The organism is Celerinatantimonas yamalensis (assembly GCF_046054155.1).
In the GTDB taxonomy this organism is placed as follows: Bacteria; Pseudomonadota; Gammaproteobacteria; order Enterobacterales; family Celerinatantimonadaceae; genus Celerinatantimonas; species Celerinatantimonas yamalensis.
Genome location: NZ_JBEQCT010000009.1, coordinates 75,269 through 89,521, shown reverse-complemented (window position 1 = coordinate 89,521; position 14,253 = coordinate 75,269). Strand labels below are relative to the sequence as shown.

11 protein-coding genes are annotated in these 14,253 nt (G+C 44.4%); 8 read left to right on the top strand and 3 right to left on the bottom strand.

Annotated features, from left to right (window positions below):
• The first annotated feature begins 145 nt into the window (after nt 1-145).
• The 7 genes from pepA to ABUE30_RS16105 all read left to right on the top strand — a co-directional run bounded on the left by pepA (nt 146) and on the right by ABUE30_RS16105 (nt 9,774).
• Complete coding sequence (gene pepA / locus ABUE30_RS16135; protein ID WP_408624866.1) at nt 146-1,651, top strand: leucyl aminopeptidase; 1,506 nt, start codon at nt 146-148, stop codon at nt 1,649-1,651.
• Nucleotides 1,652-1,698: 47 nt separating this feature from the next.
• Nucleotides 1,699-2,136, top strand: coding sequence for a DNA polymerase III subunit chi (locus tag ABUE30_RS16130; RefSeq protein WP_408624865.1), 438 nt, complete (start codon nt 1,699-1,701; stop codon nt 2,134-2,136).
• A gap of 50 nt (nt 2,137-2,186) precedes the next feature.
• The gene (locus ABUE30_RS16125) at nt 2,187-5,042 is read left to right on the top strand and encodes a valine--tRNA ligase (protein WP_408624864.1); all 2,856 of its coding nucleotides are present in this window, start codon (nt 2,187-2,189) and stop codon (nt 5,040-5,042) included.
• Nucleotides 5,043-5,081: 39 nt separating this feature from the next.
• Nucleotides 5,082-6,272, top strand: a complete 1,191-nt coding sequence (locus tag ABUE30_RS16120; RefSeq protein WP_408624863.1) for a 1-acyl-sn-glycerol-3-phosphate acyltransferase — start codon at nt 5,082-5,084, stop codon at nt 6,270-6,272.
• A 370-nt stretch (nt 6,273-6,642) separates the two neighbouring features.
• Nucleotides 6,643-7,374, top strand: coding sequence for a glycosyltransferase family 2 protein (locus tag ABUE30_RS16115; RefSeq protein ID WP_408624862.1), 732 nt, complete (start codon nt 6,643-6,645; stop codon nt 7,372-7,374).
• Nucleotides 7,371-8,045, top strand: coding sequence for a TVP38/TMEM64 family protein (locus ABUE30_RS16110; RefSeq protein ID WP_408624861.1), 675 nt, complete (start codon nt 7,371-7,373; stop codon nt 8,043-8,045). Before ABUE30_RS16115 ends, ABUE30_RS16110 begins: the two co-directional genes overlap by 4 nt.
• Nucleotides 8,046-8,049: 4 nt before the next feature.
• Nucleotides 8,050-9,774, top strand: a complete 1,725-nt coding sequence (locus tag ABUE30_RS16105; protein WP_408624860.1) for an ArnT family glycosyltransferase — start codon at nt 8,050-8,052, stop codon at nt 9,772-9,774.
• A 37-nt stretch (nt 9,775-9,811) separates the two neighbouring features.
• Here the strand turns inward: ABUE30_RS16105 and ABUE30_RS16100 are convergent, their stop codons facing one another.
• Nucleotides 9,812-10,819 carry an NAD-dependent epimerase gene (locus ABUE30_RS16100; RefSeq protein WP_408624859.1) on the bottom strand — a complete coding sequence of 336 codons (1,008 nt, stop codon included), beginning with the start codon at nt 10,817-10,819 and terminating at the stop codon, nt 9,812-9,814.
• Between the two features lie 311 nt (nt 10,820-11,130).
• Between ABUE30_RS16100 and ABUE30_RS16095 the strand changes: the two genes are divergently transcribed.
• Nucleotides 11,131-11,691 carry a DedA family protein gene (locus tag ABUE30_RS16095; protein ID WP_408624858.1) on the top strand — a complete coding sequence of 187 codons (561 nt, stop codon included), beginning with the start codon at nt 11,131-11,133 and terminating at the stop codon, nt 11,689-11,691.
• Between the two features lie 739 nt (nt 11,692-12,430).
• On the opposite strand, the gene ABUE30_RS16090 is transcribed toward ABUE30_RS16095, so the two are convergent.
• Nucleotides 12,431-12,604, bottom strand: a complete 174-nt coding sequence (locus ABUE30_RS16090; protein WP_408624857.1) for a DUF3545 family protein — start codon at nt 12,602-12,604, stop codon at nt 12,431-12,433.
• A gap of 368 nt (nt 12,605-12,972) precedes the next feature.
• Nucleotides 12,973-13,974 carry a peptide antibiotic transporter SbmA gene (sbmA, locus tag ABUE30_RS16085; protein WP_408624856.1) on the bottom strand — a complete coding sequence of 334 codons (1,002 nt, stop codon included), beginning with the start codon at nt 13,972-13,974 and terminating at the stop codon, nt 12,973-12,975.
• Between the last annotated feature and the right edge of the window lie 279 nt (nt 13,975-14,253).

Below are 14,253 nucleotides of genomic sequence, written 5' to 3'. Positions count from 1 at the left end.
CTGGAAACGCGTAACAATTGCGATAAACTTTTTGTTTTGCGAACTTTACTTGTATTTGCTGGTAGGTAAGTGTACATCTACCGATAAAAGAATATTCTAACAAGTTCACTATATTAACGCAGTTTATCTGATAGTAGGAGTCTTCATGGAGTTCAGTGTAAAAAGCGGTAGCCCAGAGAAACAGCGCAGCGCTTGTATCGTTGCCGGAGTTTACGAACCTCGACGTCTGTCACCGGTTGCCGAACAGCTTGATAAAATTAGCGATGGATATATCAGTGCACTGTTGCGCCGAGGTGATCTTGAAGGCAAAGCCGGTCAGGTTCTGTTATTGCATCATGTTCCTAATGTATTGAGTGAACGCGTCCTATTAGTCGGCTGTGGCAAAGAGCGCGATCTTGACGAACGTCAGTATCGCCAAATTATTGAAAAAACTATCGCAACTCTCAATGATACCGGTTCAATGGAAGCGGTTTGTTTTCTACCTGAGTTGCATGTGAAAGCACGTAGCACCTACTGGAAAGTTCGCCAAGCGGTAGAAACAACACTCAACTCACTGTACACCTTTGACCAGCTTAAAAGTAAGCCTAATGAAGTGCGTCGTCCGCTGAGACGATTAGTGTTTAATGTTTCAACGCGTCGAGAATTAGCCGTTGGTGAAAAAGCCATTTCTCATGGGATGGCGATCTCAAAAGGTGTCAGTCATGCTAAAAATGTGGCTAATATGCCACCTAATATTTGTAACCCTGCGTATTTAGCGCAGCAAGCAGAGCAGTTGGCGGCACATTCTGAGATCACCTTTACTAAAGTCGATGAAGCCAAGATGGCTGAACTGGGGATGAATTCCTATCTAGCCGTTGGTCGAGGTAGCGCCAATGAATCGATTATGAGTATTGTCGACTATTGTCCAAAAGGCCAAGAAAAGAGTAAACCCATTGTTTTGGTGGGTAAAGGTTTGACGTTTGACTCCGGTGGGATCTCACTTAAACCTGGCGCAGGTATGGATGAAATGAAGTATGACATGGGCGGGGCCGCTAGTGTCTATGGGACCATGCAAGCGCTGGTTGAGTTGCAATTGCCTATCCGCGTGATTGGCGTGTTGGCTGGGTGTGAAAATATGCCATCGAGCAAAGCATACCGACCAGGTGATATTTTAACGACTATGTCAGGGCAGACCGTTGAAGTGCTTAATACCGATGCCGAAGGGCGATTGGTCCTATGTGATGCCCTAACCTATGTGGAACGCTTTGATCCAGAATTGGTGATCGATATTGCAACCTTAACAGGTGCATGTGTGATTGCACTGGGTCACCATACTTCGGGGATGATGAGCCCTCATAATCCACTTGCGCATGATCTGATTGCGGCCGCTGAACAAAGTGGCGATAAAACATGGCGTTTGCCATTGGGCGATGAGTTTGATGAGCAACTGCAAAGTAACTTTGCTGATTTTACCAATATTGGTGGTCGCCCAGGCGGCGCGATTACGGCCGGGTGTTTCTTGTCCCATTTTGCCAAAAAATATACATGGGCACACCTAGATATCGCCGGTACAGCTTGGCAATCAGGTAAGAGTAAAGGAGCTACAGGCCGCCCTGTGCCTCTGCTGACCCAGTTCTTGATGAATAAAGCCGGTGTTGCGCTCGAAGATTGAGTGCTCAACGTGTAGAATAGGGAGCCTTCTGGCTCCTTTTTTACTATATGAATGCCATAAAATTTTATATTATGCCCAAATCTGCAACATCAGGAAGCGATGCACTGCTGGATGTTGTTTGTCAAATTATTGCCCGGCACTATGATCAAGGTGAACGGGTTTTTGTGCTGGCTGGCGATCAGGCTCAAGCTGAAGCATTAGATGAGCGGCTTTGGCAATTTGAACCGCAAGCTTTTGTCGCACATAATCTGGTGGGGGAAGGCCCGCGTGGTGGAGCGCCTGTTGAACTGGGCTGGGAACTAGGGCAAGGTCGCCGTCAAACGTTGATTCATTTGCAAGCAAATGTCGCGGCGAACCATCAACAGTACCAGCAGGTGATCGATTTTGTTCCCGCTGATGATGCGGGGAAAGAACAAGCGCGTGAGCGCTATAAAGTATACCGGCGGTTGGGTGTAATGCCTCAGACCGAGCCTTTTCAAATTTAAGTCGCGTTGTGGCCTAAACCAAAACGTATAACAGTTAGAGTTCGTATCCAATGGAAAAAACGTATAACCCGCAATCTATCGAACAAGCGCTTTACCAACACTGGGAATCGCAAGGATATTTCAAGCCGCATGGCGACACCAGCAAAGACTCATATACGATTATGATCCCGCCACCGAATGTCACTGGTAGTTTGCATATGGGCCATGCGTTTCAGCAAACCATTATGGACACATTGATTCGTTATCAGCGGATGCAGGGTAAAAACACTTTGTGGCAAGTTGGGACAGACCATGCGGGAATTGCCACGCAAATGGTTGTTGAGCGCAAAATTGCCGCTGAAGAAGGCAAAACTAAGCATGATTATGGCCGAGATGCGTTTACCGATAAAATTTGGGAATGGAAGCAACAGTCTGGTGGTGCGATCACCCAACAGATGCGTCGTCTTGGCGACTCGCTCGACTGGGAACGTGAACGTTTTACCATGGATGCAGGTTTTTCAAATGCTGTTCAAGAAGTTTTTGTGCGCCTGTTTGACGAAGGACTGATTTATCGTGGCAAACGGCTCGTTAACTGGGATCCGAAACTGCATACGGCGATTTCAGATCTAGAAGTGGAAAACAAAGAACAACAGGGCAAAATGTGGCACCTGCGTTATCCGTTAGCCGATGGTGCAACAACGTCTGATGGGCTGAGCTATTTAGTCGTCGCCACCACACGTCCTGAAACCATGCTTGGGGATACCGGGGTCGCTGTAAATCCAGACGATCCGCGTTATAACAATTTGATTGGTAAAGAGGTCTTATTGCCGCTGGTCAACCGGCGTATCCCAATTATTGGTGATGAACACGCCGATATGGAAAAAGGCACGGGGTGCGTCAAAATCACCCCAGCCCATGACTTTAATGACTATGAAGTGGGTAAACGGCATCAGTTGCCGATGATTAATGTGTTGACCCTCAATGCTGATATTCGCCAGCAAGCGGAGGTATTTAATAGCAACGGTGAACCGTGTGATGCCTATGATAATGTGATCCCCGAAGTTTATCGAGGTTTAGAGCGTTTTGCCGCTCGTGATGCCATTGTTAGTGCCTTTGAGCAAGCGGGTTTATTGGTTAAAATTGAAGATCACCCCAATACCGTCCCCTATGGGGATCGCGGTGGGGTTATTATTGAACCGATGCTGACTGATCAATGGTATGTGCGCACTCAACCACTTGCTGAAGAAGCGATTCGAGCTGTTGAAGACGGCGAAATTAAATTTGTACCGCAGCAATATGAAAATATGTATTTTTCGTGGATGCGGGATATTCAAGATTGGTGTATTTCTCGCCAACTTTGGTGGGGACACCGCATTCCTGCTTGGTATGATGACGCGGGCAACGTGTATGTGGGTCGCAGTGAAGACGAAGTGCGTAGCAAACATCATTTAGCCCAAGACGTATCGCTGCGCCAAGATGATGATGTGTTAGATACGTGGTTCTCCTCAGGGCTTTGGACCTTTGGGACTTTGGGTTGGCCAGAACAAACACCTGATCTGGCAACGTTCCATCCAACTGATGTGCTAGTGACAGGCTTTGATATCATCTTTTTCTGGGTCGCACGGATGATTATGCTGACCATGCACTTTATGAAAGATGAAAATGGTAAACCGCAAGTGCCGTTTAAAACCGTTTATGTGACTGGATTGATCCGCGATGAAAACGGCGCCAAAATGTCCAAATCCAAAGGGAACGTTCTTGACCCATTGGATATGGTTGATGGTATCGATCTGGAATCACTGGTTGCTAAACGTACGGGTAACATGATGCAACCGCAACTGGCGAAACAAATTGAAAAAGCAACGCGCAAAACGTTTACGAATGGGATTGAAGCCCACGGTACGGATGCAATGCGTTTTACTTTGTCTGCCATTGCCTCGACCGGACGTGATATTAGCTGGGATATGCAGCGTTTAGAAGGGTATCGTAATTTCTGCAATAAGTTGTGGAATGCCAGTCGCTATGTCCTGATTCAGGCTGAAGAGCAAGATTGTGGCCAGCAAGGTAGTGAAATGGTCTTCTCACTCGCGGATCGCTGGATCCAAGGACAATATCAGCTCACCGTCAAAGCCTTCCGTGAAGCGCTCGATAATTATCGCTTCGATTTAGCCGCCCAAACGGTCTACGAGTTTACATGGAACCAGTTTTGCGATTGGTACTTAGAGTTGACCAAACCCATCTTGTTCAAAGGGAATCCAGCCAGCCAATGTGGGACACGTTTCACGTTAGTCAATGTGTTGGAAAGCTTGCTACGTTTAATGCATCCGATTATGCCTTATATCACAGAAACGATTTGGCAACGGGTGGCACCATTAGCAGGGCAGTCTGGTGACTCGATTATGCTGCAGGCATTCCCTGAGTTTGATGAACAAAAAGTGGATGCAACAGCGATGGCCGATCTTGAATGGCTCAAACAGTTCATTTTGGCCATTCGTAATATTCGCGGCGAAATGGATATTAGCCCGAATAAGCCATTATCCGTGCTGTTACGTCAAGTGAATGCCACAGACCAGCGTCGATTAGATGATAACGCGGCATTTTTAGCATCCCTTGCTAAGCTTGAACAAGTGCGTGTGTTAGAAAACGATGAGCAAGCGCCAGCAAGTGCTACAGCGCTACTTGGTGAGATGGAGATTTTAATTCCAATGGCCGGACTGATTGATAAAGAGGCTGAGCTTGCTCGAATAGAAAAGCAATTAGATAAAGCGAGCCAAGATTTGGGACGTGTGAAAGGCAAACTTAGCAATGCAAGTTTTGTTGATAAAGCCCCAGCCGCAGTAATTGATAAAGAGCGTGCTAAACAAGCAGAGTTGGAATTGACTGTTGATAAGCTGCGCCAACAACAAGCTACAATTACTGCATTATAAAAGAGACGAGGTGGCCCATAATGGCCACCTTTGTCACGAATGAGTCGGATTATTCAAACCATTATGACCAAAGCAGTTTCTAGTGACGATATCTATCAAGATATTCGTCCATATCACGATCATGAAGTGCCAGATGTACTCAAACGTCTCGCCAATGATCAACGTTTAATCAGTGCATTAGCCCAGTTTAAGTTTCCTCGCTTGAACCGGTTTTTGTCGGTGTTCACACATTATGTGATTCGGCGTTATCTCAATGGCTACGTGCAAAAAGTCAAAGGGGTTCATGATGTACAAATGCGTTTGGCTTCTTATATTGAGCGCTCAATTCAAACATCAACGGATTCGTTCACGTATGAAGGGTTAGGGCAGCTTGATCCGAATCAAGCCTATTTGTTTATTTCAAACCATCGCGATATTGTAATGGATCCGACGTTTGTGAACTATGCCTTGCACCTGGAAGGTTTTCCAACCGCGCGTATTGCCGCAGGTGATAATTTACTCTCCGAACAATATATTGAAGATCTGATGCGCTTAAATAAGACCTTTATAGTCAAGCGTTCGGTAAGTAACCGCCGTGAAAAGCTGGCATCCTTAACGTTGCTCAGTGAGTACATTGCAAGCTCCATTAAAGATGACTGCTCGATCTGGATCGCCCATCGTGAAGGCCGCTCTAAAGATGGAATTGATCAAACTGACTCAGCGGTTTTAAAAATGTTGCAATTGGGACTACGTCAACAAACTAAGTCGTTTGCAAGTGCTATGCAACATTTACATATTGTGCCTGTGGCTATCTCTTATCAATATGACCCTTGTGACGCCATGAAAGCCCACGAATTGGCGGTTAAAGCGCAAACTGGTGATTACCAAAAGGCGCCTGGGGAAGATACGCATAGTATTGTCACTGGGATTATGGGGCATAAAGGGCAAGTGCATGTTGCATTTGGCCAGCCGTTGTCACAGTTTAGTGAGGATGCCGGCGAGATGGCATTGATTATTGATCAAGCTATTCACCAACTCTATCGTTTACATGACACCAACTATGCGGCGGCCGATCTGCTTCAAGGCAAACCATGTGAAGCCCTTAACGCTGAAGCGCTCAAGCATATTCAAGGTCGCTTGACTGGCTTAGTCGAAAGTGAACGTCAACAACTGCTGGGTATGTATGCGAACCCAGTGTTGCAAAAACAGCTCTCTGAAAGCACCATGGCTGTTTGTGATCAAGCCGTATAATGAACTTTTCCCTTATTCATTGGAATAAGGGAGTTAGTGCTAACTTACTTGTTATATTTTAAACTTTACACGACATCTACTAACTCGCTTTGGGTCAGTAGATGTCGTGGTATTAACTTAATTTGGCTAACGCAATTTTAAAAAAAAGCGTCTTAGTTCGTGAATATCCCTTTTACCTTTTGTTATTTATACCTTGTAAAGTCAGGTAATAATCGTGATATTTCACGCGGCTTGCGTCTCCTAAGTTTGCATTGATGTGTTACAATCCAGCCCTAATTGATCCATCTAAAATTGGGTCACCAGAGAGGTTCACCAATAACGAAATACGGTGGAACTTAGTGCAAAGGATAATCTTCCAAAAGAGTTATACATGACAGTACAAGTATCAGTGGCCATTCCAGCTAAAGATGAACAGGGTAATATTGGCCATTTAATTGAAGAGATCCATGCGGCTTTAAATGAACGTTATACATTTGAAGTTGTTCTGACGGATGATGGTAGTCGTGATGGTACAGTCGCAGAAGCACTGTCAACGGCTGAATCACTGGGGTTAAGTTTACAGGTCGTTTGCCACGCCCATAGCTGTGGCCAAAGTACCGCATTACATAGTGCTGTTCGTCATAGCCAAGGCCAATGGATTGCGACCTTAGATGCTGATGGACAAAATGATCCAGCAGATATTCCAGCAATGTTGGCACAAGTTGAGTTAATCGATAATCCCCATTTTTGTATCGCGGGCTATCGTAAAAATCGTAAAGATACTGCTTGGAAACGATTCCAATCGCGTTTGGCGAATCGAGTTCGTCAGCGGCTATTACATGATGGTGTGCCTGATTCTGGGTGTGGTTTGAAGGTATTCCCTAAAGCCACCTTTATGATGCTACCTTATTTTGATCATATGCACCGTTTTTTACCGGCGTTGATCTGTCGTCTGCAAGGTCAAATTGTCGTGCATGAAGTGAACCATCGTGACCGTCAGGCTGGCGTGTCGAAATACAATGCATGGAACCGTGCGTGGGTGGGCATTTCCGATACCATTGGGGTGATGTGGCTGATTAGGCGTGCTAAACACCCGCAGATCCGTGCGGTTGAATCTAGATGAATCATGTTGTTAAGCAAGGGATCAAAATCACCTTGTTGTTGTTGATCCTCGTTGTGGTGTTGAACGAAATTGACAATCCGATGTGGCAACATGTCGCTGATCATCGTTGGGTGGCGAGTTACATTCATCAAGGTGGTGCTGGTGCGTTGATATCCGTGTTGATCTTTGGCATGATTTTTACGGGAATCGGTGGGCCACGGCAGTTGTTAGCCGCTATGCTTGGTTATGTTTTTGGCGCGACTGTTGGTGTTATCACCAGTTTGTTTTGCAGTTTGATGGGAGCCAGCTGTGCGTATGGTGTGGCTCGATTTGGCTTGCAGTTGGTGCTACATCGGCGCTTTGGTAATAAGCTTAATAAATTTCATCGCTTTGTTTCACACCAACCATTTTTAAAAATTTTACTGCTACGTCTTTTACCCGTTGGCAGTAATGTGGTGACTAACTTGTTATCGGGCTGTGTCGCTCTGCGCTATTTGCCTTTTTTAATGGGTAGTTTGATTGGTTATCTGCCACAAACGATCATTTTTGCTTTGGCCGGTTCTGGATTTGGTAAAGCTAATCGCTACCAATTAGCGATAAGCATTAGCCTCGGTATTATTAGTTTGATCGTCGGTGGACTCTTATACCGTAGTCATTTACAGCGTAATGTTGAAACTGTGATTAAGGATTAACGCTATGCGGTTGAACAGCTTCAAAGTCGAGCTCAACGATGATTATCGTAAAGCTCTGACGTTGATTCTCATTTTTTTTGCCATTGTGTTATTGGTTGGTGTTGGGCTTCGTTCTCCATGGCCTGCTGATGAACCTCGTTTTGCTGAGGCTGCGCGCGAAATGGTCGCAAGTGGCCATTGGTTCTTTCCTTTGCGCGGCGGGGAGCTCTATCCGGATAAACCCCCCGTCTTTATGTGGTCGATTGCACTATTCTATGCGCTGATCGGAAATATGAAGATCGCGTTTATGCTGCCTAATATTTTGGTGTCGCTCGTTGTCGTTTGGTGCGTTTTTGATCTCTCATATCGATTTTGGAATGTTCGAACCGCTTCTTTTGCCTGTCTAGGGCTTTTGATTGCTCCGCAATTTATCCTGCAAGCTAAGTCTGCGCAGATCGATGCGATGGTGTGTGCTTGGATTACCATTGCGATGTATGCACTCATGCGGCACTTTTTTATTCGCCCCAGTTGGCGCTGGTATACGTTGGCATGGGCAATGATGGGGCTGGGTATTATTACTAAGGGTGTCGGTTTTTTACCGATATTTGTGCTGCTACCTGTGTTGTTTTACCATTTTAGCAAACGTTATGATTTTGCTGGTGCGGTGAGTTGGCGGCTATGGTTCGGACCAGTTGCGATGTTGGCGGTTGTGTGTTGTTGGTTGGTCCCTATGGTCTATATTGCTAACCATAGTGGCAACCCCGATTTTATTGCTTACAAAGATAACATTTTGTTTCGACAAACCATGAAACGTTATGCTGACTCGTGGACACACCTACAACCGTGGTATTACTTTTTATTTAGTTTCCCTCTGTTATGGTTCCCATTGCCGTGGCTATTGCTGAATAAAACATTCTGGAAGAAAGTGGTTGATATACGGGTGATCACGTTGCTGACCTGGATTGGCTGTGTATTGGCCTTTTTTAGTGCAAGTCCTGGCAAACGTGAAGTGTATATTTTACCCGCGTTACCGATGTTAGCTGTTGCCGTGGCCCCTTATATGGCTCGTTTTGAACTGCGCCGCTGGCTGCAATGGCTGATTTTAGGCTTACTGGCTTTGGTCGCTGTGATCTTAGTTGTTACGGGCGGATTATTATTTTGCCATTTTCAGCCGCTATTGCAGGTGTTGGCAAAAAAAGGCGGTGGTATGGATGTCATTCAGCCGCTTATCACTGGGTTCGCCGCATTATTGTTCTTTGGCGGGTCTGTGGCATTGGCGATATTATTTTGCTTGCGCAAATATAATGCAGCCATTCGCTTCGGCGCAGTGAGTGCTTGGGGATGGTTCTGCTTTGGCTTGATAGGGTATCCATTATTAAATCCTATTCGAACCCCAGCGGGGCCTATCATGCAAGCCGCAGCGCAGCGCATAGGCCAAAATGGCCAGTTAGCGCTGGTGAATTTAAAAGAGCAGTTTCTGCTGGCATCGCCTATTGCTCTGACTCAATTTAGTTACCTCTCTTCACGCGATGAGCAGCTACGTAATGCTTGGTTGTGGATGAGTGAAGCGCCTCAGCGTTATGTATTGCTGCCAGCGAATCAAGGTACGTCAGTTGCTTGTTTTAATATGTCGAAGGGCGTTATTTTAGGACGCGGTTATCGGCAAACGTGGTGGCTGTTAGACCGTAGTGCACTCGCGCAAAGTTGCCCTAAACCCAAGGTTATTCAGCGTTTTCATATGACAAAGTAACTCATTAAGAGGCTAAATAACCCCTACTGCTGTGTGATTAGCATTGATAATAATTGCGATACCATGAGACAAAGGCGTTCACACCGTTCTGTACGGACGTTTTGGGCTGATAACCAACCGCTTCAAACAAGTCTTGGGTATCAGCCCAAGTCGTATGAACGTCGCCTGCTTGCATTTCTAACATGTTTTTCTTGGCTTCTATCCCTAACGACTCTTCTAATGCGCGAATAAAATCCATCAATTGCACTGGACTACCGTTGCCAATATTAAACACTCGATAAGGTGCCGAACTTTGCGCGGGTGTACCGTGTCGTGCATCCCAATCTGGATTGGCAGTTGGAATTTGCTCTTGGATACGAATCACCCCTTCTACAATATCGTCAATATAAGTGAAATCACGGCTGAGGTTACCGTAGTTATAGACATCAATTGCTTCGCCAGCGAGAATCGCTTTAGTAAATTTAAATAGCGCCATATCAGGGCGTCCCCAGGGGCCATAAACGGTGAAAAAACGTAGTCCGGTGGTGGGAATACCATAGAGGTGCGAGTAACTGTGGGCCATTAATTCACTCGCTTTTTTAGTTGCTGCATAAAGTGATATTGGATGGTCAGTCGCATCACTCGTGGCAAATGGCATTTTTTGATTCAGGCCATAAACTGAGCTGGATGACGCATACACTAGATGTTCAATTTTATGTTGGCGGCAGCCTTCGAGAATATTAATATAGCCTACTAGGTTACTGTCGGCATAAGCTAATGGATTTTCGAGTGAATAACGGACACCCGCTTGTCCTCCAAGATGGATGACCCGCTGAATAGGCTCTTTAGCAAATAGTTCGGTGATGGCGTTGCGATCGGCAAGATCGAGTTTAATAAAGCGAAAATGCGCTTGTTGTAGCAAAGGCGAGAGGCGAGCTTGCTTTAAGGCGACAGAATAATAATTATTTAAATTATCAATACCGACAACCTCATGACCTTGCTTAAGTAAAACCTCACTGACTTTTGCTCCAATAAAACCAGCTGCTCCCGTGACTAAATATTTCATGCTGCTCTCTTTGATGTAATAATGGTAGTAGATTTAAAATGACGAAGTCCATTAAGGACTAACTCTGTGTCTGTTACATATGCCTTCAAAGAACGATCTTGTGTTAGTGCAGTAGTGAAGGCTTTCTAGCCTATGCGTTCAATATGCTTATCTGCTGATATAACGTCGTTTTGTGGGAGCAACAGACGAGTGCCATCTATTTCCTTACAAGTCAATTTGTCACTTGTGTCCAGTCGTGCTCATTATAACCTAAGCGGCTGTTTAGGGTAAATTAGTACTATCATTATCATCATTTGTGTTAGAGGTCGTTTGTGAATTGGCAAGAATTGATTGCTCATTATGGCTATTTGGCTATTGTTGTAGGGGCTTTTTTTGAAGGGGAAACCATTTTAGTACTTGGGGGTATCTTGGCTCATCAAGGTTATCTTGGATTGTGGGAAGTGATGGGTTCAGCATTTATTGGCACATTATTTGGGGACCAACTTTACTATTATATAGGTCGCTATAAAGGGATGCAGTTTATTGAATCTCGGTCACGTTGGAAAAGTAAATCACAAAAGATTTTCTCCTTACTTAATCGCCACCAGACGTTACTTATTGTTGGCTTCCGGTTCTTGTATGGGATCCGTACTGTGACGCCGTTTGTCCTCGGTGCGGCAGGCATCCGCCCTAACCGTTATATTCCATTAAACGTATTGGGAGCACTAGTCTGGGCGATCGGCATTGGCTTTTTAGGTTATAGCTTTGGCCACGCTGTCCAGTTGTTTTTGGCGCAAGTGCACCATTATGGGAAGTGGTTTGTGAGCATTTTTGCCATGGTGCTTGTCATTGTAGGGGTTATTATCTATCGCAGAACGCAGCGTCAGCGTTGAGGTGACAAAGCCGATTTGTTCACGATGGCGTGCCGAGCAGAGCGTTAATATGTTAATGGCATAAAAAATAGATTGAAAGACCAATATCGTATCAAAATTGTTAGTTGCCCCGGTTTAAATCCAATAGGGAAAGTGTGTAAAATAACCGTATATTTGTGATGGATGTCGCATTTCACAAAGTCAAGCTTTAATCAGGTAAGCCGCAATATGTGGCAAATTTTATGCATAACTCAACTTACATCGGCGTGTTGGAGAAATAAATGGTCAAATCATGTTTTCGCGGAGCATCGGGCGCATCAGTCGCAGTTCGTCCTTGCTCACAATCGGCAAATGCTTCTAAAAGTGCTCTACCTGTATTAGGTACGCATATGTGCAAAAAGGCGCAGGTAAAAAAGTAATGAGCAGTTCAGATGAAGTGGGACCTGACGCGTCGCAGGTTGAAACCATTGAAGCTGAACTGAGTTATGCCTGATTAAATTTATACCTCATGACTGATAGCGGAGTGTTTAGCTCCGTTTTTTTTGCTCATTATTCCCCCTTGGCGTGATTGCAGAAGTTACGTCTGTCGACTTACCTCGCCAATGATGAAAATTCGCCTCGAATGCTCTATCGTCGTCTAATATTTGTCGAGTAATCTTATCTCATCGTAGGTATGAGAAACTAAAATTACTGATAATAGACTCGCTTCATGAGGCAATGTTTAACCCGTTTAACATGAAGCGAGTCTATAATAGAAAAGTTATAGGTCAAACTCGTTGTCAAACTCTATTGTTGAATCAATGGATAATAGTTCTTGCCTCAGTCGCATCCGTTCTTTAATGGTCTCAATTTCGCGCCAGCGTCTTTTTTTGCTATTTTTAGACGCTTTGGCAGGTTCATTTATGTCAAGCACATCAAAATCTACACGTTCCATAGAGCACCTCTGCAAGCTAATGGTGATTAATTAATTACCACAGTGATAACTAAAGTAAAGGCCTTTGTTTGCAGAAATTTGACAGTCAATAAATATTTTCATTAAAAATTGCTCTTTTGCATGGCGGACCGGCTTGCCAGTGCTATCTAAAATCTGGTGTTAACCATCATTTTATTTTTATAAAGAGGTAATTAGCTCACTTGGGTAAGGTAGAACATAGGATCATAACGTTTTTTTCAGAATAAAATATTTTCACCTCAATATGGTAAGGCTGCACGCTTGTGTGGCGAAAGGATTAGATCTTGTCAGGTATAAATTCACAACGAAATCCCCGAGAAAGTCATAGCTAACTGTCTCGGGAGAAATCTTTAGTCGTGAGTTTGCTCTGCTGTTTGTAACGCCAAACTGATTTGTTGTTCAAATGCTTTTAAACGTTTATAGATTGAGATAAGTTCAACGACTGTTGTCCAAGAATTCACCAAGAACTGAAATGAACTTTCAACCTGCCCAAATGCTCTTAAGATCTGTTGCAAAATGCCTAATGTGATAACCCCTGAAATAATCGTTGGCGCCATGATGACATAGGGTAAAATGGTTGTGTATTGGAGGTAAGAATATTTCGCGACATTAAAATAAAGATAATGTTTGTAGAGTGTAAAGTAGTTTTGCCGCACGTTTTTAAATAACTCTTTGACAGTCATTGGTGCTGCGCGTGCGATGTTGTCTTCACCTAAAACAAGTTCTTTACGATAGGCTGCTTCAACCCGTTGATTTTTAAATTCGAGCCCTGGCAATCTGATCCCCACCAGTGCCAATAAGGCGGTGCCAAATAGTGCCGATAAGATAGCCAAGTAGATGAGAGCATGTGGGACGGGGCCAAACCATGGGATATCTTTAACATAGGCTGAAAGTTCCCAAAGAATGGGTAAAAAGGCGCCTAGTGTCATGATTGAACTAATCAAACTTGAACCGAGCCCTTCCATGATCCGTGCAAAGCGCATCGTGTCTTCTTGGATACGTTGAGACGCACCTTCGATATGATGGATTTGTGGCCAGAATTGCATATAGTAGTCATTCATGGCTTGGCGCCAGCGAAAGACATAATGACTGATAAAAAAGTCGAGAAGAACTGCAATAATGATGTAGATGGAAACAATGTTGAAGAACTCTTTGCACCCCAATAATAACTGGTGCATGGTGATCGCGTGTGGTTTGCTGAGTGCTTTTTGGATTAAGTTAAAAAATGTACCAAACCATTCGTTGATTTTGACATTTATTTCGACTTGGTACCAAGTAAACCCCAAAATAACTAACGTGCCCAATATTGACCACAGCAACCAGCGCTTGTTTAAAAAGAATGAACGAAACATTCTAAATCCTATGTTGTGTTAGTAAATTTATAATTAAATAGATGACTATTGGATGGTGATTATCTAAAAAAGTTCTACAGCGATGTAAACAACGCGTCTATGGATTAAACGTCGCGCTATTATCTCGTGCTGAGCCGATTAGAGTCCATAGCCGATCCGTTTTAGAGGGCGTTCCTTTGCCAGTATCGATGGCGCTTTTAATCGTACAAAATAGTCAGCGATGCTATGACTTGTCTATTGGGTTCCATATGAGCGCCGCGATGTTGAGCCATTCGCACA